Annotated in this window: 23 protein-coding genes; all 23 read right to left on the bottom strand. The window is 55.5% G+C overall.

The annotated features are described in order from the left end of the window. Positions 1 to 19: 19 nt before the first annotated feature. Complete coding sequence (locus BJP61_RS05975) at positions 20 to 247, bottom strand: cor protein (RefSeq protein ID WP_171997995.1); 228 nt, start codon at positions 245 to 247, stop codon at positions 20 to 22. A 110-nt stretch (positions 248 to 357) separates the two neighbouring features. Further along, positions 358 to 1,059, bottom strand: a complete 702-nt coding sequence (locus tag BJP61_RS05970; RefSeq protein WP_171997994.1) for a hypothetical protein — start codon at positions 1,057 to 1,059, stop codon at positions 358 to 360. Beyond that, on the bottom strand, positions 1,059 to 1,370 hold the full coding sequence (locus BJP61_RS05965; protein ID WP_171997993.1) for a hypothetical protein: 312 nt from the start codon (positions 1,368 to 1,370) through the stop codon (positions 1,059 to 1,061). The genes BJP61_RS05970 and BJP61_RS05965 overlap by 1 nt, the downstream gene beginning before the upstream one ends. Further along, a complete protein-coding gene (locus BJP61_RS05960; RefSeq protein ID WP_171997992.1) occupies positions 1,363 to 4,527 on the bottom strand; it encodes a host specificity protein J in 3,165 nt (1,054 codons plus the stop codon). The genes BJP61_RS05965 and BJP61_RS05960 overlap by 8 nt, the downstream gene beginning before the upstream one ends. 49 nt (positions 4,528 to 4,576) lie before the next feature. Further along, a complete protein-coding gene (locus tag BJP61_RS05955; RefSeq protein ID WP_063265410.1) occupies positions 4,577 to 5,173 on the bottom strand; it encodes a tail assembly protein in 597 nt (198 codons plus the stop codon). Next, positions 5,170 to 5,874 carry a C40 family peptidase gene (locus BJP61_RS05950; RefSeq protein WP_171997991.1) on the bottom strand — a complete coding sequence of 235 codons (705 nt, stop codon included), beginning with the start codon at positions 5,872 to 5,874 and terminating at the stop codon, positions 5,170 to 5,172. Before BJP61_RS05950 ends, BJP61_RS05955 begins: the two co-directional genes overlap by 4 nt. 2 nt (positions 5,875 to 5,876) lie before the next feature. Next, a complete protein-coding gene (locus BJP61_RS05945) occupies positions 5,877 to 6,629 on the bottom strand; it encodes a phage minor tail protein L (RefSeq protein ID WP_171997990.1) in 753 nt (250 codons plus the stop codon). A 6-nt stretch (positions 6,630 to 6,635) separates the two neighbouring features. Further along, positions 6,636 to 6,974, bottom strand: coding sequence for a phage tail protein (locus tag BJP61_RS05940; protein ID WP_007728442.1), 339 nt, complete (start codon positions 6,972 to 6,974; stop codon positions 6,636 to 6,638). Between the two features lie 45 nt (positions 6,975 to 7,019). Beyond that, positions 7,020 to 9,446 (bottom strand): phage tail tape measure protein, encoded by a 2,427-nt coding sequence (locus BJP61_RS05935; protein WP_255485504.1) that lies wholly within the window; start codon positions 9,444 to 9,446, stop codon positions 7,020 to 7,022. A gap of 55 nt (positions 9,447 to 9,501) precedes the next feature. After that, positions 9,502 to 10,179 carry a PDZ domain-containing protein gene (locus BJP61_RS05930; RefSeq protein WP_171997989.1) on the bottom strand — a complete coding sequence of 226 codons (678 nt, stop codon included), beginning with the start codon at positions 10,177 to 10,179 and terminating at the stop codon, positions 9,502 to 9,504. A 252-nt stretch (positions 10,180 to 10,431) separates the two neighbouring features. Continuing rightward, on the bottom strand, positions 10,432 to 10,914 hold the full coding sequence (locus tag BJP61_RS05925; protein WP_171997988.1) for a phage tail assembly chaperone family protein, TAC: 483 nt from the start codon (positions 10,912 to 10,914) through the stop codon (positions 10,432 to 10,434). Positions 10,915 to 10,962: 48 nt separating this feature from the next. Beyond that, complete coding sequence (locus BJP61_RS05920) at positions 10,963 to 11,466, bottom strand: phage tail tube protein (RefSeq protein WP_024559099.1); 504 nt, start codon at positions 11,464 to 11,466, stop codon at positions 10,963 to 10,965. Positions 11,467 to 11,514: 48 nt separating this feature from the next. Continuing rightward, on the bottom strand, positions 11,515 to 11,880 hold the full coding sequence (locus BJP61_RS05915; protein WP_171997987.1) for a DUF3168 domain-containing protein: 366 nt from the start codon (positions 11,878 to 11,880) through the stop codon (positions 11,515 to 11,517). Then, complete coding sequence (locus BJP61_RS05910; RefSeq protein ID WP_171997986.1) at positions 11,877 to 12,362, bottom strand: HK97-gp10 family putative phage morphogenesis protein; 486 nt, start codon at positions 12,360 to 12,362, stop codon at positions 11,877 to 11,879. Before BJP61_RS05910 ends, BJP61_RS05915 begins: the two co-directional genes overlap by 4 nt. Further along, on the bottom strand, positions 12,355 to 12,687 hold the full coding sequence (locus BJP61_RS05905; RefSeq protein ID WP_171997985.1) for a phage head closure protein: 333 nt from the start codon (positions 12,685 to 12,687) through the stop codon (positions 12,355 to 12,357). Before BJP61_RS05905 ends, BJP61_RS05910 begins: the two co-directional genes overlap by 8 nt. 2 nt (positions 12,688 to 12,689) lie before the next feature. Next, positions 12,690 to 12,869 carry a hypothetical protein gene (locus BJP61_RS05900; protein WP_105621875.1) on the bottom strand — a complete coding sequence of 60 codons (180 nt, stop codon included), beginning with the start codon at positions 12,867 to 12,869 and terminating at the stop codon, positions 12,690 to 12,692. Positions 12,870 to 12,938: 69 nt separating this feature from the next. After that, entirely contained in the window at positions 12,939 to 13,265 is a 327-nt protein-coding gene (locus BJP61_RS05895; RefSeq protein ID WP_171997984.1) for a head-tail connector protein, read from the bottom strand. Positions 13,266 to 13,274: 9 nt separating this feature from the next. After that, positions 13,275 to 13,574, bottom strand: a complete 300-nt coding sequence (locus tag BJP61_RS21580) for a hypothetical protein (RefSeq protein ID WP_220393058.1) — start codon at positions 13,572 to 13,574, stop codon at positions 13,275 to 13,277. A gap of 51 nt (positions 13,575 to 13,625) precedes the next feature. Continuing rightward, positions 13,626 to 14,846 (bottom strand): phage major capsid protein, encoded by a 1,221-nt coding sequence (locus BJP61_RS05885; protein WP_007747976.1) that lies wholly within the window; start codon positions 14,844 to 14,846, stop codon positions 13,626 to 13,628. A gap of 13 nt (positions 14,847 to 14,859) precedes the next feature. After that, entirely contained in the window at positions 14,860 to 15,714 is an 855-nt protein-coding gene (locus tag BJP61_RS05880) for a head maturation protease, ClpP-related (RefSeq protein WP_171997983.1), read from the bottom strand. 8 nt (positions 15,715 to 15,722) lie between these two features. Further along, entirely contained in the window at positions 15,723 to 17,027 is a 1,305-nt protein-coding gene (locus tag BJP61_RS05875; RefSeq protein WP_171997982.1) for a phage portal protein, read from the bottom strand. Beyond that, positions 17,027 to 18,784 carry a terminase TerL endonuclease subunit gene (locus BJP61_RS05870; RefSeq protein WP_105605274.1) on the bottom strand — a complete coding sequence of 586 codons (1,758 nt, stop codon included), beginning with the start codon at positions 18,782 to 18,784 and terminating at the stop codon, positions 17,027 to 17,029. Before BJP61_RS05870 ends, BJP61_RS05875 begins: the two co-directional genes overlap by 1 nt. Beyond that, entirely contained in the window at positions 18,784 to 19,257 is a 474-nt protein-coding gene (locus tag BJP61_RS05865; RefSeq protein ID WP_171997981.1) for a phage terminase small subunit P27 family, read from the bottom strand. Before BJP61_RS05865 ends, BJP61_RS05870 begins: the two co-directional genes overlap by 1 nt. Between the last annotated feature and the right edge of the window lie 54 nt (positions 19,258 to 19,311).

Below are 19,311 nucleotides of genomic sequence, written 5' to 3'. Positions count from 1 at the left end.
TTGGTCATAACGAGTAAATTTATTTACATGTTGAGCTAATAAAGTTCGATTTACTTACCCAACGCCAGTTAAATGGATAGCCGGCCCTGTATTCCGTCCGGGACAATACTTTTCGAACATCATAAACATTAACAGACAAGCCGGAGCCGCCAATATTTGCGGTGGCGGTGCAAACTGGATTTTCCTTTTCAATTGCAGCGCAAGCAGACACAGCAAGCGCCAAAATAATAATGATTGTTTTTTGCATTATGTCCACCATGATCATTTTTAGCAAACATAACATTTAATTAAAAGTGCTGATAATAGATTTATCAGATCGGTTATACATGATTGATCGTTTTAAACGATCAATTTAAATTAAATATAATTTGATACGTCTATAGCAGTAACGGTATTGCCCGCGTTAATTGCCCCCACCATCTGCCCACTACCGCCCGGATACTGAAGAAGAGCAGAATGTATCTGTGTTGACGAGCCATTGAACTCGGCAGCAAAGCCCGTATTCATCGACATAATCACGCCCCCAGGTCCCCCTGATGAGAACTGCCACTGCTGCTGGCCGGAGCAATCAGGAACGATAGCCCAGCGCCCCGGCTTTGTCACATTAAGGCTTATGCCTCCTGTGCTTCCCCTTGTCCCTACCGTTTCAATATCCGTCAGCACCTTAGACTCATGAGTGAGGATTAACTTCCCCGCCTCATCCCATACAGCCATCCCATAAGGGGGATTGGGCATAGGCTGTTCAAAAAAAGTGAACACCAGTACCGTCATAGTGAAATATCCATTCCCTATGACATTATTACCTGTCACTGTGATACCTGTAGAGCTCCTTTCAGCAATCAGTCCTACGTTGCCCTGAGAGGGTTTACTGGTATAAACGAAGGGAATAACAGGCTGCCCCGGATCCGGTACAGGAATTGAACCCACAGCCTGGTTTAAGGCATCATTAACTTTACGTGAAGAAAATGAACGCGTTGCATACAAACAAAGCGGCGTGGACTGAGGGGTAATAAAGGTTGCTCCATTAGCAAGTGACAGTAATGCGCCATAGTCAGCCATTATGCCACCTCAACAAAGACAACCAGGTGAGCCTCTCCGGCCTGATGTTGATTAAGGGAATTATTTGTTCCCCCACCGATCACTATTGCATTCCCGCTTATCGTAATTACACGTCTCCCTTCAATATAACTGCTAGCGCCAGCAGGTACGACTATAAAGCCCAGTTTATAACCAGCCGGCACGTTAAATGAATATGTGCCGGACTTTTGTCCATTTGTCAGTCTGATATGCCCGATGACTGATACCGGCTTTATTCCATAGTTATTGGGGTTCCCGTTTTCATCCCAGCTGGCATAACCAAAATCAGACATTTGGTGCCCTCCCGGTTATCTGTCCGAGCTGAACCCTTAAATGTTTACCCGCACTGACAAACGACAGATTATTGTCTGTTTTTGACAGGCACCAGCCCCCCTGATTTGCTGCCGTATAGCCTGTTGAATAAATGCTGGTCCCGATTTTGGCATTATTGATCGCGGCATCCTGAATTTTAGCGCTCGTAATACTACCGTTCTGTATAAAAGCCGAACTGATAAATACCTGTCCGTTGACTACGGCGAACGGTGAATACTGAGAGGTGTCACTGCCGCTCATCAGCACAAATTGATCTGCATTAAACGCAACACGTGTTACCACCGGCTTGCCAGCCTCTGCGATGGCGGCGACTGACATACCTGCCAGATACTCGATGCCGTTGATCTTCACACCAACCTTCAGCGTGTGGATCGCCGATGAACCATTCGAATTTACCAGTGCAGTAAGTTTCTCCTGTACCTGCGCAGACATATCACCTATCTGAGCCCGCACATCCGTTTCCAGATCAGCCAGACTGTTATCGACCTCAGCAATAGTGGTTTTAACCGTCAGGATCTCAGCCCGGACCTCTCCCAGTTGCCGCCACTGATGGTCAACCGTGGCATTGTTAGCAAGCGCATTCTGCAACGCCGCCTCAATACTTTTATCCAGACTGCTGGTCAGCCGCTCCCCGTCCGCTGAAGTCAAAAAGTCACCGGCAATATCGCCCAGATAATCATCGGCGTTATCGTTCGCCATGCCGCGTACCCAGCCAGTCCAGGCTGACTGGTTCCCGATGCGGTCCACCAGCCGCGCTCGGTACCAGAAGACTTGCCCGGCGCGCAGACCAAGCTGCGTATAACTGTGCGCCGGATACGGCACATCCGAGAGCAGCAGCGCGTCGCTGCTGTCGGTCGCGGCGGCATACTGAATTTCGGTCATCAGCGTGTCGTCAGCACCGTCAGGGAAGTTCCAGTCGAGCTGGATGCCCCAGTTGATCGGCGTGGTGCGGAAGTTCAGCGGTGCCGGCGGCTGCCCCACCTTGCCGGTCAGTGTCACTTCCACGCTGGTCTGCCAGACCGAGGCGACATCGCTGGCATTCACAGCGCTGACGCGCGCCATATACCGCCCGGCATAAATGCCCTGCACCTCAAAACCGAGCGAACTCGTGCGCGGCACGTTCACCCAGTCGCCGTTATCCTTGCGCCACTGGCATTCATACGCCACGGCGCCGGGCGCAGCAGGCCATGAGACGCGCAGGGTTTCCACGCTGAGGTTCTGCACCACCCGGCTGTAGCTGCTGAGCGTCACGGAGGCCGGCGGTGCCTGCACACCAGGCGGAATGGCCGATACCGGGCGCTCATCAAGTCGCGCGCCGGAATCGATGGCGGCATACTTATCCGGATTGTGCTGCACCGCGCTGATGGTCCAGGTGCCGTCGTTGTTGTCTTCCACAGACGTGACCCGGTACTGCTGGATTGCCACATCCTGCGCATCGACCGACCAGACCGCCTCGCGCTCCGGCGTTTCGCTGAATGCCGCAGACACCGTGACATTACGGCCAGTGACCGCCTGAAGGGTACGGGCCTGTGATTTGCCGGACGGCAGGTTGACGATAAGCCTGTCGCCTGCTTTTGCATCCGGCGCCCGGTCGAGCGTCAGCGCGCGACCGTTCATCTGGCTGATACGCCCGCCCATCACCCGCCCGGACAGATACTGATCCGCCACGCCGATGATATGGCCCGGCAACGGGAGCATACCTTCGAGCCCCGTTGTGAAATTCACCATCCGGTCTTTAGCATTTGTCAGCAGCGCCCAGCGGCCGCGACGATTGGCCTCGGTACGCCGCGTGCAGCCGATGGCGGAGATCTGCGTCTGGCGCACACCATAGCGCCGCACCAGGTCGGGCTCCATCACCGCTTCCACTTCATCGGTGTAATGGTTCTCCGGGTTTGACCAGCTCACCATCGCCGTTGAATAGCGGTTCTTCTCGCTGCCGCTGGCGTAGGAGAATTTTCCGTCAATAACGTTGGCGCGGGTGTAGACATACGTCATATCGCGCGGCATGTCCGCCAGCGCGGCCAGCTGATTGCCGGCCCAGTAGGTCATGCCCCGGAAGATGCTCGCCAGGTCGCGCAGCACCGTAAATGCCTCGTTCTGACTCTGGATATACACATCGCAGAGAAAACGCGGCTCGGTACCGCTGCCGCCGGTACCGTCCGGCACGGGCTGATCGCAGTACTGCGCGATGCGGTAGAGCTCCCACTTGTCCACCTGCGTGGCGTCCAGACGGTCTCCGATCCCGAAACGGTCACTCAGCACCAGGTCGTAAAACACCCATGCGGGATTATTGCTCCAGGCCCATTTAAACGAGCCGTCCCAGGTGCCGGAATAGGTGCGCGCCACCGGATCGTATGTCGTGGGCACGCGGACTTGCCGCCCGCGGGCGCGTACGCTGATTTGCGGAATATTGCTGAACTGCTTCGCGTTGAACGACACAAAGAGCAGCGCGGTGTTCGGGTAGCGCAGCTTTGCATCGATGATTTCGGAATACGCTTCGATGTTCGTCGTATCCACGATACGACTGGAGGTGCTGTCCGCCGTCGTCCGGCTCACACGAAGCTGCCAGCCGGTCCGGGCAGGCGGAAGGTCAATGCGATGGCTGCGCTCATACAGGGAGGTAGTTTTACCGTCGAATGCACCGTTCAGCACCGTGGTATATCCGCCACCGTCAGTGGACAACTCAATTTTGTATTCGACGCGGTAGCCCACCACATCCCCGTTGTCCTTCATGCGCTGCAGTGAAGGCACACCGAGACGCACCCGGACCGCAGAAAGCTGCGTGTTGCTGATGGCGCGCGTCCACGGCTGTGTGGCTTTAAGCTGAGTGTTAACGGTGATTTCATTTTCCACCGACGGCACACCGGGAATGTAATCCTGCGTCTGGGTACCAGGGCGAAATTCCCATTTCACATCGGGAAAATTAAGCGTGCCGTCGGCGCTGCGGATCGGGGTACCGTCGAGGAAAATATCTTTATCCGTCAGGCCGCCGGCGAACTCCCCCTCGCCCAGCGCCAGCAGTATTTTGGCCGTCGCGATCGACTGCAGTGAATCAGGAGACTCCCGCGGCGTGCGGGAATTACCACCGCCACCCTTTTTACCGGTTATTTTTTCCATACTGCGCCCATAAAAAAAGCGCCCGCAGGCGCTGTTATCAGACCGGTTCTCACTGGTCGTTGGTGTAGATGCCAGCGGAGACAATCGCGCCGCCGATTTCGCGCTCGCCATACAGGAGCCCGACGGGATTACCCATAGCGGTAGTGTTCACAGGACCGCCAAAAGCGTAGCTCGGCGCGTTATCGGGGTCCTGACGCGATGCCAGTCCGCCGGGCTGGGGTGACAGCATCTGCACCACGCCGCCAATCATCATCGAACCGCCCATAAGGCCAATACTCATCGCCGTGCTGCCTGCGATGGCGCCGATGCCCACGGGGCCAAGAGCAAGCGCTCCCACCACCAGCACGGCACCGAGAATGGTCTGCAGCACACCGCCACGTTTGCTTCCGGCAATCACCGGCGCGATGCGGATATCCTCTTCGCCGCTGTTATGTTTCAGCTCGTCCTGGCCAATGTTCTTTTTCCCCCGGAACACGGCAAAGCGCAGGCCGCGCAGGTGCGCCGTCTGCATGTACTGCTCAAAACCCGGAAGAATGACTGACAGCGCGCGACAGGCTTCTGCAGGGCTGGCAATCACCAGCCGGTGCACCCGGCCAAACTTCGCGCCAAGCGTGCCGTACAGCCTCACCATTTTCAGTTCATTCATGGCAGGTCCTTGTGTCTGACAATTTTGATGGTGCGCTCGCGCAGGTAGCCGCCGTATGGTGTGGTGCAGGAGAGCTGGCCGTAGAGGTGATGCAGCAGCTGGTTACCTTCCAGCAGAATACCGGCGTGATTCACCACCGGCGCGGACACCTGCATCAGCACCATGTCGCCGGGCCGCGGCTCTGTGACTTCGCGAAATCCTTCGGCATACCAGTTATCCATATAGAGATTTTCGCCCCGCTCCCACCACGGGTAATCGACGCTGTAGTTGCGAAGCGTCACGCCCTGCTGCCGGTGCCAGTCCATCACCAGCGACCAGCAGTCGGCATAACCAAGTTCAAAGGCGCGCCCCTCCAGCGGCCGTTCCCCGCGGGGCGCAATGGTGCGCAGGTCGCCTTCCGGCCACGAGACGATTACCCAGGGGATGCCGTGGGCGTCGCACTGCAGCTGGTCGAGCTCGCTCGGCTGGGTGGTGGCGCCGTCGCCCGGGTGGGAATGCACAATGGCGGTGACGGTGCCCCAGTCTTCCGCCGCCGCGTAATCCTCCGGCGACAGCTCAAACTGCTCCTCCGGCGCGCTGGTGATGTTCCGGCACGGGAAATACCGCTCGACGCGGCTTTTCTGCGCCACCAGGCCGCAGCACTCGCGCGGGTATTCCGCCTCAGCATGGGCCAGGATATCGGCAGTGGTTTTATCGCGCATGGTTACCTCCGGATCAGGCTGGCCCCCGGAAAGCCGCCGAAATCGAGCTGGGCATCCGCGCCAAAGCGTTTTTTACAGTCGGTCAGCAGGCCTGAGCATTTATCCTGTGCCGGGTCGGTCACCGGATTACCTTTCAGATCAAACATGCGCGGGCCGTTGTAGGTACAGCCGTCACCGCTGCGGTATTTGTTGCGGCAGGCCCAGGTGCAGACCGCCGTGATTTGCCGCGTCGGGATCAGCAGTCCCTGCAGGTCCATCGGGCTGGAGAGGCGGAACTCCACCACTTCATTGTCTTCAGCCGCCTTGCTGTCGATGTAAAACACCTGGCGGAAATACTGCCCCGGATCGGCAGACGGGTTGCCGTCGGGAAACGTGCGCGCATCGAGATACTGCCCGAAAGTATCCAGAACAGTAACCTTCGCCTGTACCATGTCATCAAAGCGCAGACAGAGCGCGGTCACCACGCCATCAAGGTTGGCGATGCGCAGCACCGGCTCCGCACTCTGGCCGTCACTCGACGACGCCAGCCCGGTAATTTCAAACGGCCAGGCACCGTATTCCTCGTCATCAAACCAGATGGATTTAGCGGCAAACTTCGAGGTGTCGCCGCCGCTCGCCGCGATTTCTTCCGGCGTGTGGGGAATGGTGCAGGCGTGAAAGCGCAGCACGCCCGCGCCGAACGCCGAGCCATCGACGGTCACCAGGCGGACACTGTCGCCGGGTTCAAGCTTCTGAACGTCATTACTGATTGCCATAAGTACCTACGGAGCGAATGCTTGTGTGAAGGTTGCGGTGAGAGAGAAAATGCCACCGCCCGGCGCCGACGGGCGGTAGGCGTCACAGCGGTAAAGCCCCGCGCCTTTCAGCGGTGCCTGCCAGATGAATGAACGGCTGCCGCCATGCCTGTCCAGGAAATCCATAATCGCGGTGATGTAGCTTTCATCCCCAACGAATTCCAGATCCCATTTCTGACCGCGGGCGTTGATGCCGTCACCCGACGCCTGGGCGTACCCGTCGCCGAACTGCGCGCGGCGGACGCGGTGAGTGACCTCGCCGCCGGCATTAATGCGCGGACACCAGGTAAAAGTTTCGGTTGCCATGTTTCACCCATAAAAAAACCCGCCGTGGCGGGTAAGTAAGGAGGGTCAGCGCTTGCCCTGCGTGGCGTTCCACAACGGGGTGCCGGGCTTGCGCAGCTGCGAGTTGATGGTATCGAGGATGGCGCCGGTGAGCTGGTTAGCCACCGCGCCGGCGGCGTTAGTGTTACCCTGCGCACCACCTGTGCCGCCTGTGAAATTAATGGTCCCGATGCTGACGCTGACGCCCGCGCCGCCCTGCGTGCCACTGCCCAGAGCTTTTACACCCAGCCTGCCGGTGGCGTCGCGGGTCAGCGGCATAATAGCTTCCGGTCCGGCCTCACCCATCAGACCGGCACCTTTGGCAAAGGCAAACATAGTGGGGCTACTAACTATGCTGCTGCTGAATTTACTCAGATCTGCAGATTCATAAACGCCGCCTTTGGCGTTAAGCTGAATGCCTGCAGCCGCAGAGTTATATGTACCAGAAGGCGTTGAACCAACTGCCGCAGACGCGCCGAAGCTGAACAACGAACCGATAGCACTGACGCCGTTTACCAACGCCATATTTAATGCAACCTTTTCGATCGTCTTCAGAACGCTTACACCCCAGTCTTTCCAGTTGGCTTTATTATCGTTCAGCATATCGACAAGGTTATTTGTGATGCCGGACAGGGCATTCTGCACACTACTGGCCGCCTGCTGCGAATAATTCGATGCATCATCAACCCAGTTTGCCAGGCCATCGCGCGCACCGCTCACCCAGTCGGCATTGAGCTGGTCAAGCTGTTCATAATGTCTTTCAAACTTGTCACGTCGTTCAGCGAGCCATTTATCAAGTTCGCTGATATATCGGGCATAGGATTCTGGCGTCTTAATATCTCCGCGCTGATACCTGCTCTCAAGTTCTTCGCGCTTCTCGTTATACTCACGTTCAATATCGAGCAGCTCGCGCAACCGTTCTCGCGTCTTATCGCCCTGTCCGGAACCGATAAGGTCAGCATCAAGTGAGGCGGCGGTATTAACATTTTCACGCTGAAGATTGGCAACATATTCAGCCAATTTAAGATTTTCCTCGTTGGCCTTTTTGACAGAGTTAAGCCGATCAACCTCTGTAGCGAGCTGCTCAAGACGTTGCCTCTGAGCTTCGTTAAGACCTGCAAGTTTGCCATCAGCAATATCAAACTGTAGCTTCTGCTGCTCAGTAACCTCAGCCGTTTTTTTGCCCGTTGTATCTATCAGGGCAATTTGACGTAAGTAATTTTGCTCTGTAGTCCTAAAGGCGCTATCGAGCTTTTTGGCTGCAGTGTCAACCGGTTGCTTACCGTTTACCTCTCCTGTTCCCAGCTTAAAATTGGTATTGGTGCCAACACTAACCACAGCGGCATTTACAGGAAGAGTAGTCTGGAAATCCTTCAGCCCAGCGAGCCGAGAATGCAAGTCAGCGAGCTCTTTTCGCTTAGCGTCTGTATCCATCCCGATACGGTTTACGTCAGCCAGCAATCCTTTATCATTCAGGTCTGCTTCAAGATTTTTAATTCGCCTCTCAATTTCAATTCGTGAGGCACCGGCGGCGACTCGCTGACCGCCCTGAAAATTCTCAACTAAACGCCCCAACTCCGAAGCTGCATTACCAAGCCAGCCAACAAGAGACGCCACTCCCCCGACCAGCTCAGAGAGGCCCTGCAAAACAGCTGGGTCCGTAAATGTTTTTTTCAGATCATCCAGGCCAGTCTGGAGCGGGGAAAGGTCGACCTTAGCGAGACCAGCAGCAATCTCCATCTTCAACCCGCTCGCCTGCGCTTCTAAGTCCTGAAAGAACTGGTTTACTTTAACAAGATCATCAATCGATTTAGGGTCAGGGGCAACACCATAATCTTTCGAAAGCTGAATATATTGTTTCAGTTTTTGGTTGTTGTTATCTAAAAGAGGTAATAATTTCGACAAGTCATTGCCAAGACTTTCAAGAATATTCGTTTTTACGACATTGGTATTGATTTTCCCTAGTGCCTCTCCGATAGCCAGCAGTTGCTTATCTGGAGTGGTTTTAGATAGCTTGTCAGCTGATAGGCCCAATGCATTTAGTGCATCTACAGCCTCCCCTGATTTATTGAGTACAGCATCCCCAATTTTATCTCCGATATCTTTGAAAATATCGGCCATTTGATCACCAGATACCCCCGCTTTTTCTGCCGCAAATTGCCACGCCAGTAATTCTTGAGTTGATAACTTAAGTGATTTTGCCCAGCGATCAGCTTCGGTTATCTGATCTGAAGTGCTTTTAAGCAGTACAATGCCGGCAGAAGAAACTGCAATCGCGGCCCCTGCTACTGCAGACCCAATTGTTGCAATGGCAGACCCTGCGGCCTTAACATCCGATTCAACCTGTTTTCGCCATTTTGATGAAGCTCGCTCGGCTTTATCCATGCCCGAGACAAAACCGCCAACTTTAGCGATGAGGTCGATTGTCAATATGCCGAGTGATTTACCTGCCATCTTATTCTCCAAAAACAAAAAACCCCGCCAAGGCGAGGTTTTTTATTTTTTATATCTATAGACTGAGAGGGATTTTAAATTCACTACCAGATCTGATTATAGTTAAATCAACTGTTTCACCTGAGGTATATTTTTCAAGTGAAGTTGTCATGTCGCTTTGATTTCTTATCTTATGGCCACCAACACTAGTGATGATGTCACCGTTGCGCAGGCCTGATTTATCAGCGACTCCTCCACGAACAACTTCCTTTATGACCATACCTGCTGAGTAAGAGCTATTTTCAACAACATTCCCGCTTTTATCTGACATACCCATAAAAGCTCCAATCTTTACTGGAGAAAAATTGGAAACATAATCTCCTACAAATTTATTGAAAGCTAAAACGGAATCAACCTGATTTGGAACGCAACCAAAAATATTTCCACAGCTTACGGTGATATTGAGAGTGTTAACACCACTTGGTTGCAGATTTTTAGTTACTTGGCATGCTGTAGATGGACTATTTGGTAACGAATTATAGGTTTCAATATAATCAGCGCTATAGTTCTGTATTTTCATTCCACAATTTTGTGTAACCCATTGCCTTGCTGCTGACCAAGCAGCATCACATTGTTTCTGAGAGGCGCATGTTGGAACTGTTTTATTCATCTGTTCCTGTTGTGCGTTGCGCTGTTTTTCAGAAACACATCCCGTAAGTAAAATAATACCCAATGAAATCAATAAAACCTTCATATCCCTATCTCCATAAGCAAAAGATGAGATAAATCCTAATAATAAAATGGTAAAAAGTGAAGCAAGAAACCCGCAGTGAAGAAGGTTTGTCTCAAGTCCAAAACTTCATCGCGTCTTCAAGGGTTACAGGTTTCTCAAGTATGTGGGGCGCGAAATCACTTAGCCTGAAAGCTGGGTCATCTTTGCCACGATTTACGTTAGCCAGCACCGACGCCACCAGCGCGGCGCCCCACTCTGTTCGCATCATCGGGTTCAGGCTTCCGTACTGGTTGCGGTATTTGACCCAGAGCTGGAACTCGCGGAAGCTGAGCGCTTCTTGCGCTTCAGCGATGGTCCTGCCACCGATGCCGTTGAGGACGAGCTCACACCAGATTTCGTCTTCTCCGGTAAGCTCGTCTTTCCCAGGTCGTTAACCTCCTGGATTGCCAGCAGCAGCGCGATAGTGAGCTGCCCGTCCAGCGCGCCCCGCTCCGGATCTGCTTCACCCGTAATATCGGCGGGGGTGAATACCGGCTTGCCTTCTTCGTCACAGATGGAAGCGGCAATTCGGCCAGCAACCCCGTCAATATGCCCCTGCGCCGCCATTACATCTGTCATGGCGGTGTAATAGCCCATCGGCCGAATATAGACAGTTGCGGTAAGCTCCTGGCTGCCCTGTTTCCAGGTAATTTCTTTTTCAACCGGGCGCCCGGTAAACGCGCCAGCTTGTTTTAGTGAGTCGAGGGTAAGTTTCATAGCTGTTCCCAAGATTGGTGAAATGGTACGGGGCCGCAGCCCCGCCAGTTAACTGCCTGCCTGCGCTTTTGGGATCCAGACGGCAGAGCCTGAACGCTGGATGGAGGCTGAAGTGGAAACGACAGTGTTAGCTGCGAAGTCGAAAGGGAAATCGGCTACGTACCCCTTAAATACGAACCAGGTTCGGTCATCCGGCAGCGCCAGGCCGTCAACCGCCCCCGTTGCCCCAGAGGCGGCCGCTGTGGGTACTGATTCACCGTCAGACCAACCAATGGCGAAAGTCAGTGCCTGATCTTCTTCATCGTCAGAAATCGACAGGTTATAAAGCATGATGTGACTGGCGTTTTTGGGGTCAGCGTTTAGTGTCGCCGTTGCCTGGCCGGGCGTGCGTAAGCCGCGTTTGTAGGTGCGGTCAAACTTTTCAGAAAGACAGGTATCTTCGATCTGGTCGGCAGGGTTACTCCCCGGGGTAAAACTGGTGATGCATTCAATTTCGCTCACCGCGCCTTTAGCCAGCACGAAGAGCTGAGTGCCTTGTGTCAATACAGACATGGGAATCTCCGGATATAAAAAAACCGGCTCAGGGCCGGTGCTTGTGGGTTATCGCCTGACTATCCAGTCAACATCGAAGGAGTAGCGGTAGCGCCTGGTTTCAGGGTCTTTTTCCTGTCCTCCCAAGCGCGTTATGTAAGCATGTGGCTCAATGGCGTCCCGCAGCGCGGCGGCCACGGCGATCACCTCATCTACCGTGTCGGCGTAGGCATCCACCTGCAGGGTGAACGAGTCGACATCGGGCCTTTGCTTGAGGTAATTCTCCGGCGAGCCGCTGACGTTCTGCCAGACCACGTAGGGGTAAAAAACAGCATCATCCTGGCGGCCGAAGGGGTAGAGGCGCACCGGGTCGGTTCCCAGTAACGCCGTTACCGTCGGGCTGGCAGCGCAGACGGAAAAGATAGGCGCGATCATGGTGGCACTCCTTTCTTTTGCGCGCGCTTAATGGCCCGGTCTATAGACTTTTCGTATTCGGTGGCGAACACGTTAACCACCTCGCCAACGCTGCTTTCCGCCGCCGGGCGCATGAAAGGCTGAGCGCGCATTTTCTCGGTACCGAACTCAATCAGGCGCCAGTGTGGGGTCGGCGCGTTCTCGCTGAGGTCAGGATGATTTTTCAGCACGGCGCCGTGCAGCACCCCAATGCGAAAGCCCAGATTGCCGGTTGTTTTGAAAAGCCTGCCGTTCCAGCGCATCGCCACGTTCGCGGCGATGCTACGCCCGGTTGCAGGGTCGTCAATGCGGCTGGCGTTCTCTTTTGCTTTATCGACAATCACGTTGCCGGCGCGCCGGAGCGCCGCCCGCCCGCCGCGCCGCCGCAGGTCATCACTTATACTGTCCAGCTTACCCAGCAGCGAATCGATCCCGATTATGCTGAAATCAATGCCATCAGCCATCGTTAACCCCCCGGGAGCATGGCAGCGTCAGATATTCTCGCCCGCTTTTATCGTCCTCCAGCACGCCCTGAATGTCATAAATGCGCCCACGGTAAAGAATGCGGTGCTTATCCGTGACGTCATCACGCCAGCGGATGGTGATCCGCGTCGTTACCTCGTTCTGGCCTGCTTTCGCAGCCACAAAATCGCGCGCGGAGAGGTCTGTAACGTTAGCCCATAGTTCGGTCACATCAGCCCAGCCATTCACGACCTCACCGGTGCCCGGGCTCTGCGTCTTAACCGGCTTCTGTAGCGTGATGCGCTTGTTGAGCTTTCCGGCCTGCATACTCACCCCCTGGGCTTGCTGCTAAGGTAAGTGTGCTGTGGAAGATCAGCTTCACTCTCTTCCACTACCATTGACTGGTAGATCACCGCCGTCAGAGCCTCGTTTGACTCCGCCAGTCGGTTCATCGCTGCTGTCTGGGCTGCCATTGCAGTCAGCAGCTGGTTTACCTGTTGCTCGTTCATAGGCGATTTTCATCCAGTTTTTCAGCCACTCTCGCCGGGCGGCGCATCCATTACATGCCATGCTGTCCCCTATACGCCATAAATCCGATACGGCTGAAGAAGCGCTTCGGTGGAGAAATCCAGCGCGGATGTTGTGCTGCCGACACTGACCGTCTCGCGATTTGCATACCAATGCCCGATAAGCATCAGCATGGCCATTTCAATATCTTCGCCATAAAGCAGCGCGTCAGGGTCAGCCAGGTAAAGCGGATCACCATTGTCATCGTAAAGATTTCGGCGGGTCGACTTCTCAACGTGGCGCGCCGCGGCTTTTATACTGGTTTCAATCCAGTCGTCTTCTGCGCTACTGACGGCATCAATTCGGCAGTGATGCTTAACCTGCTCTCTGGTCAGCATGCGCGCCCCTTATTTCTGCTTCTTTTTTGCTGCTGTCTGCTCTGCTTGTTCCGGCTGCTCCGGCTGCTCCGGTTGCTCCGGCTGCTCCGGCTGCTCCGGCTGCTCCGGCTGCTCCGGCTGCTCCGGCTGCTCCGGCTGCTCCGGCTGCTCCGGCTGCTCCGGCTGCTCCGCAGTATTTTTCTTCGACGGTGCGGCGGCGTAACCTTTTTTAAGCAATTCGCGGCCGTGCTGCTCAAGCGTCTCGAACTCAGTGCCTTCAGTCAGTACATTGCCTTCAAAATAGATGGGCTTGATAGCGATCAGCTTCATGACGTTCTCCTTCAGGGAAAAGAAAAGCGGCCCGGGAGCCGCTGATAAGGGTTACGCACCGCCACCGGCGGCCGTCGCAGTAAACGCACCGTAGATGAACGCCTCCGGGCGTTTCACCGCCAGCGCCAGGCGTTCTTCACAACGAATCGAGATCATGTTTTTCTCGAAGTCATCCGCGTTCTCGGTGGAGATCACCACGTTGGCATCTTCGCGGTCGAAGAGCTGCGCAGCCGCGTTGAACGCACCGGTCAGGAACTTACCCTGGAACGCTGCCGTTTCGGTCGCCACCACCGGCAGGCCCCAGAGGGTCGGCCCGCTCAGCGCAGCCGGGTTCGCCAGGATGTAGCGGCCCAGACTGTCTTTGGTGAGTTCAATCTTCGCCCAGTCGATGAAGTGCAGAACATGGCCGGACGCCGGGAAGCGCGCCAGCTGTGCCTGTAGCATCGCCAGCCGCAGCACGTCAATTCCGTTCTGTTTCTCGACTTCAAACGCGGCGCTGAAGGCGGACGCCTGCGGCACGATGCCTTTCAGATGCGCGCCGGTGCCGTCGCCAAACAGGATTTCCTGCTCTTCGACATACTTCAGGCCATATCGCATTTCCGCATCAATCGTGGACTGCAGCTGCGCAAAGTCGTCCAGGATCTGCTTGGACGCTTTAAACATATGCGCAATGGTGGTTACCGGGGTGATCTGGGTGGCGAACTGAATATCGCTGTACGGTTTGGCGGTACCTTCCGGGACCACTTTTGCCGCATTGGTGAAGCCCGTCTGCTGCACCCAGAAGATAGCCGGTGCCGCCGTGCGACCGGGTGCGATCAGGTCACGGATGAACAGACGCTGTCTCGGTGCGGTGTCGATACCCGGCAGGCGTTGCGGCTCTACCACACCGGTTGGCACGTCAGTAGAGATCAGTGCAGCGTTAACCGGCACGCTCACGCGCTTGCCACCCTCAACGCTGGCGGCGAACGCTTTAAGTGCTTCGCTGCTGATAACGGTCTGGCCGACGGTTTCGACCACTTTTGCTGCATTCGCCAGGGGCATCTGAGCGACCTGCTGCTCCAGCTCGCCGAGCGCGGCCTTGAGCGTCTTTTCCGCCTCTTTCAGTGCGTTAAACTCTGAGGCCATTTTGTCGACGGTTTCTTTAGTTTCTGCCGACAACTTGCCGGTTTTCTGGGCTTCTTTCAGCGCCTCTTCTGCTTTCGCGTTGAATTTGCCGGTGGCCTCTTCAATGCTGGCGCTGACTTTTTTCAGGATCTCGTTTACTTCAGACATAACATCTCCGTATTTACTGGGCAGCCGCTTTCAGTCCGCTAATGGCGGCTTCCAGACGGTCAATGGTTTCTTTTTCGATGGTGGTAGCGCTCGGCGTACCGTCAGGGGTGGCAGCAGCGCCCGGCGTGCTGCCCGATAAGGCTTTAAGCAGTTTTCGGCGTTCAGACCGTGGCGTGTTTGCTTTCGCCAGTAACGCATCAAGCTTGCGCAGCGCGGCGACGGGGCTTTCATCGTCGTCGGCGATTTCATCAGCAGACAGCAGGCTGTCAGCAAAGCCCTTTTCCACGGCTTCGCTGCTGCCAATATAGGTTTCACCGTCCATCATTTTGTCGACGGTGGCGGCGTCGAGGCCGCTGCGCGCCTGGTAGATATCGCTCATAGCTTTATCAAACGGCGCCATGTCAGTGGCAATCTGCGCCAGGTCGTGACGGTTGCCCATCGCATAGACCCAGCAGTTGTGGATCATGAGGAACGCGCCGCGGCCTATCTGCACTTCATCGCCTGCCATTGCGATAATCGACGCAGCAGAAGCAGCCAGTCCCAGCACTTTCACGGTGACTTTGCCGTCGTACTCACGAAGCAGGTTGTAAATCGCCAGCCCTTCGAACATGTCGCCGCCGGGGCTGTTGATGTTGACCGTAACGTCTTCGCCATTAAGCGAACGAAGCGCACCGGCGATACGGCTCGCGGTCACGCCCTCGCCCCAGTAATCTGCGCCGATCACGTCAAAAATCGAGATACTGTTATCACCGTCGCGCGCCGCACGGATGCTACCGTTCCAGCGTTCCATCGCCGCAGCAGGCAGATCTGGTTTTTCGCGCGCAAAAGGTCGCCCCTCCGGCGCCGCCGGAAGGCTTTTAATGGTCATGGATGCTCCTATGCCGCCTGCTTCAGCGGGGACTGTTCGAAGGGAATATCGGGGAAAACGTGACTGTGAAGCTGACGAAGCGCGGCGGCCTGCGCTGCCGGGCTGTTCTTTTTAAGGTCCTCAAGCGGCGTCAGGTTCAGCTGCACCGTGTAAATATCTCCACCCTCAATGGGAGGCAGATTTTCCAGCCGGCGCACATCATTGCGTGACATCCAGCCGTTCTGCAGCGCGCTGGTATAGTAGGCGGCGCGTCCTGCGCTGTCGGCACGAAGCAGCCCCTCGACAGAAAACTCGGCAAAGATATCCTCTTCACCGTTCAGCAGACAGCGGGAAATCTCCTGTTCAATATTGACCAGCAGCGGGCGCAGCGTATGGGTCAGAAACTGCAGGTTCATCCCCTCAAGGCTTGATGCCCAGCTGCTCTGCTTTGAGGTATGGCCGACCATAAACGGCGGCACCCGGAACCAGCGGCAGATTTCCTCAATACCGAACGATCGCGTTTCCAGCATCTGGGCCGCTTCCGGATTCATCGTGACGTTCTGATATTTCAGACCGCCTTCAAGCACCATGATTTTCCCGGCATTTTTTGAACTGGTGAACTGTGCCATGTAACTGCGCAGCCGTTCGCGTTGATCTTTATCCAGCGGCATTTCTGCTGAGAGAAAACCCGAGCTCTGCAGACCGTTCTCAAATATTTTGGCCGCCGACTCTTCGACCGCCATTGCGGCACCGATCACATCGCGCCCGGAACTCAGCGGCATCATGCCGCAGACCCCGTCAAGACCGAAGCCGCGAATGTGCATCAGGTTTCTTTCCGCAATGACACGTGCAGTACCGTTCTCGGTGTAGGTGTACTCAAGCCGGCCGGTATCGAGGCGTTTTACCACCATGTTCTGGGGAAGCAACGGCACCAGCGAGACCAGTTTGTTGCCGATAAACAGCTTCTCCACGAAGGCGTTTCCGCGAAGACAGATACTCGCCACCAGCATCAGCATAAACCGCGATGGTGTCATCTCCAGATTCGGCCGGCGACAAAGCACCTGGTAAACCTGATTCTGTTGGGCCAGCCTGCGCGAGCCGTCAGGCTGCCGCTCGTAAATCTTCAGCGGTAGCGTTGATATTGACTCGCTCAGCAGCCGGACGCAGGCCCAGACCGCTGACAGCTGGATAGCCTTATCCGCGGTGACCACCTTCCCGCTGCTGCTCGAACCGTACCATTCCTGCCAGAACGTCCCGTTGGTCAGGCTGATGGGGACGCCCAGCCAGTTAAGCAGGGCGCTTTTCACCCTGCCCGGCTGCTTATTTTTCTTCATCAGAAACCTACCATGATGGGATTATCAAAGAAGCCGCTCAGGTCCTGCTGGTCATTGCCACCGTTAACGAGCAGACGACTCATCGCGGTGAACAGCGCAGCCGGACCATCAATCTTGGCCTCAGGTGTCGATTTGTTGGGAAAGATGTTGTCGTTACGATCCGGCTTCACCGTGACGTTCGACATCATCCAGTTCATCACGGGGTGATTGCTGTGGTGGAACCGGCCGCCGTAAACCAGCGCCTCAACCTCTTTCATGGCCTCGGAGAAATTGCGTACAGTCTGCGGCACTTCAACCAGGGGTAAGCCCTCTTCAGCAAGCGCAAGGCTGAACTGGGTGGCGCTCCATGGATCGAAGCCAATCTCTTTGAGGCTCTCGCCGGTCACCCACTCCTGCAGTTCTTCTTTAATCTGGGCATGGTCGATCACATCACCATCAGTGAGGATGAGTTTGCCCAGCTCTGCCCACTTACGGTAAAGCTCAGCCATCTGCCGCGAGCATTTGTCCAGTCGTCCTTCGGGCAACCAGAACTTAAAGTCGGCGTGAACGTGACCATCAGGGGATCGCCAGGCTTTGACGGCGGCGCAAATGTCGATTTTGTTCGCCAGGTCGACGCCGACCCACAGCGGGTAAGTTTTCAGCTCATGCGCCGGCGCGATAAATTCGCATTTATCCCACTTCAGCATGTCCATCCAGGAAGACTCGGCGGTCACCCAGATATTCATATGCTTGGTGAAAAAGTTAACCCGGGCGGACACCTGCTCTTTTGCTTTCTTCGCCAGGCGGCGCAGATCATCCCAGCGCTTACAGATACCAAGCCCGGGGTTAGCCTTCTGCCATACCGTTTCGTCGAACGGGTCGTCGCCATCGTCCAGGGTGTAGATGATGGCGAAGAAGGTGTCGTCTTTGACCGCACCCTCCACTTCACTGTTGAAACCGCGCAGCACCTTGATGGCGTAATCGCGCAGCTCGTAGCAGATGCCTTCTTTGTTAAAACCCGCGGTGGTAATACCAAACAGCAGGGACTGCAGGCGCGCGCCGGTCGCCGTCTCCAGAACGTCCCATACGTCACGGGTTTTATGAGCGTGCAGCTCGTCAACAATGCCGCAGTGAATATTCAGGCCGTCCAGGTTATTTGCGTCACTGGAAAGCGGCTCAAATTTAGAGGCGCTTTGCTCCTGATAGATAGCCAGCTTGTTGAACTCGAACAGGCGCCCAAGCGTCGATTTCGCTTTTTTCACCATATTTTTGGCATCTTCGAAAACGATGCGCGCCTGGTCGCGGGTTGTGGCCGCAGAGTAGACCTCGGCCCCACCCTCGCCATCCGCGCCCGTCATGTACAGGCCAACCCCGGAAGAGAGCGTGGATTTGGCGTTCTTACGCGCCACCTCGTTGTAAGCAGTACGGAACCGCCGCACCATTACCGGGCGGCCGCTGCCATCATTCCGCAACACCACCTTGTGGGTCTCCTCATCCACCAGCGGAATAACGAAACCGTAAATATTAATAAGGATGAAAACATGCCAGTCCATCAGGGCAATCGGCTGCCCGGCCTGGGCGCCTTTCACATGCGGGATGAACTTATAAAAATTCAGGATGTGCTGGGCGCGGGGCTCGCTGAAAAAAATACCCCGCGCCTCGCCGTTTTGCAGATCGTCCAGAAAACGCTGGCAGGCCAGCCGGACGTATTCACAGGCAATAATCTCCCCCGCCACGACGCGCTCGGCGTAGCGGATACCATCGGCAACCTTAGCCATTAATCCCTCGCTTTCATGAACTCAGCCAGCGGGTCAACCGCCTCCGGCGTTTTGGCGCTGACCTTCGACCGGCTGGCTGGCGTCATCCCAAATTCTGACAGCATGGCGCGCAGCCGCTTCCAGGCATCTGCCTTCATCATCGCTGCCGGATGCGCCTTAATCAGTACATCCCCCGTCTGCGTTTCAGTGCGGTATGTATAGCCCTCGATTTCCAGCGTATCGCAGTGGTGGCGGTACTCGGTATAAGCCTCAACCAGCAATTCGAGCGCGCGGGCGTCCAGCTGCGAAATGACGCCGACGGCATCCAGCTCTTCAGCCATTCGCTTAAACCAGTACTTCGCCTGTTTGTCGAAATGCTTAGGAGTTGGGGGTACCCCTGCAGGGGGCTGTGGCTCATTTTTATTGATCGGGCGTTTTGATGGGTTACCCCTCACCAAACGCAGATGGGTCGGGGTTTTCGGTGGTCCGGACATAATCGAAAACTCCTATTGATCATCGAGTGGGGGATCCCATAAAAAAGTTTTCTA

This window comes from Cronobacter sp. JZ38, from assembly GCF_008932145.1.
Taxonomy (GTDB): Bacteria; Pseudomonadota; Gammaproteobacteria; order Enterobacterales; family Enterobacteriaceae; genus Cronobacter; species Cronobacter muytjensii.
This window is presented reverse-complemented; position numbering and strand designations above follow the sequence as displayed.

Bases quoted from the DNA above. Each gene is read 5' to 3' on its own strand.
- BJP61_RS05965 (WP_171997993.1), bottom strand. From the start codon at position 1,370: ATGTCTGATTTTGGTTATGCCAGCTGGGATGAAAACGGGAACCCCAAT.
- BJP61_RS05885 (WP_007747976.1), bottom strand. From the start codon at position 14,846: ATGTCTGAAGTAAACGAGATCCTGAAAAAAGTCAGCGCCAGCATTGAA.
- BJP61_RS05925 (WP_171997988.1), bottom strand. From the start codon at position 10,914: ATGAAACTTACCCTCGACTCACTAAAACAAGCTGGCGCGTTTACCGGG.
- BJP61_RS05960 (WP_171997992.1), bottom strand. From the start codon at position 4,527: ATGGAAAAAATAACCGGTAAAAAGGGTGGCGGTGGTAATTCCCGCACG.
- BJP61_RS05940 (WP_007728442.1), bottom strand. From the start codon at position 6,974: ATGGCAACCGAAACTTTTACCTGGTGTCCGCGCATTAATGCCGGCGGC.
- BJP61_RS05945 (WP_171997990.1), bottom strand. From the start codon at position 6,629: ATGGCAATCAGTAATGACGTTCAGAAGCTTGAACCCGGCGACAGTGTC.
- BJP61_RS05955 (WP_063265410.1), bottom strand. From the start codon at position 5,173: ATGAATGAACTGAAAATGGTGAGGCTGTACGGCACGCTTGGCGCGAAG.
- BJP61_RS05930 (WP_171997989.1), bottom strand. From the start codon at position 10,179: ATGAAGGTTTTATTGATTTCATTGGGTATTATTTTACTTACGGGATGT.
- BJP61_RS05880 (WP_171997983.1), bottom strand. From the start codon at position 15,714: ATGACCATTAAAAGCCTTCCGGCGGCGCCGGAGGGGCGACCTTTTGCG.
- BJP61_RS21580 (WP_220393058.1), bottom strand. From the start codon at position 13,574: ATGAAGCTGATCGCTATCAAGCCCATCTATTTTGAAGGCAATGTACTG.
- BJP61_RS05895 (WP_171997984.1), bottom strand. From the start codon at position 13,265: ATGCTGACCAGAGAGCAGGTTAAGCATCACTGCCGAATTGATGCCGTC.
- BJP61_RS05915 (WP_171997987.1), bottom strand. From the start codon at position 11,880: ATGATCGCGCCTATCTTTTCCGTCTGCGCTGCCAGCCCGACGGTAACG.
- BJP61_RS05975 (WP_171997995.1), bottom strand. From the start codon at position 247: ATGCAAAAAACAATCATTATTATTTTGGCGCTTGCTGTGTCTGCTTGC.
- BJP61_RS05905 (WP_171997985.1), bottom strand. From the start codon at position 12,687: ATGCAGGCCGGAAAGCTCAACAAGCGCATCACGCTACAGAAGCCGGTT.
- BJP61_RS05920 (WP_024559099.1), bottom strand. From the start codon at position 11,466: ATGTCTGTATTGACACAAGGCACTCAGCTCTTCGTGCTGGCTAAAGGC.
- BJP61_RS05970 (WP_171997994.1), bottom strand. From the start codon at position 1,059: ATGGCTGACTATGGCGCATTACTGTCACTTGCTAATGGAGCAACCTTT.
- BJP61_RS05950 (WP_171997991.1), bottom strand. From the start codon at position 5,874: ATGCGCGATAAAACCACTGCCGATATCCTGGCCCATGCTGAGGCGGAA.
- BJP61_RS05875 (WP_171997982.1), bottom strand. From the start codon at position 17,027: ATGAAGAAAAATAAGCAGCCGGGCAGGGTGAAAAGCGCCCTGCTTAAC.
- BJP61_RS05935 (WP_255485504.1), bottom strand. From the start codon at position 9,446: ATGGCAGGTAAATCACTCGGCATATTGACAATCGACCTCATCGCTAAA.
- BJP61_RS05910 (WP_171997986.1), bottom strand. From the start codon at position 12,362: ATGGCTGATGGCATTGATTTCAGCATAATCGGGATCGATTCGCTGCTG.
- BJP61_RS05870 (WP_105605274.1), bottom strand. From the start codon at position 18,784: ATGGCTAAGGTTGCCGATGGTATCCGCTACGCCGAGCGCGTCGTGGCG.
- BJP61_RS05865 (WP_171997981.1), bottom strand. From the start codon at position 19,257: ATGTCCGGACCACCGAAAACCCCGACCCATCTGCGTTTGGTGAGGGGT.
- BJP61_RS05900 (WP_105621875.1), bottom strand. From the start codon at position 12,869: ATGAACGAGCAACAGGTAAACCAGCTGCTGACTGCAATGGCAGCCCAG.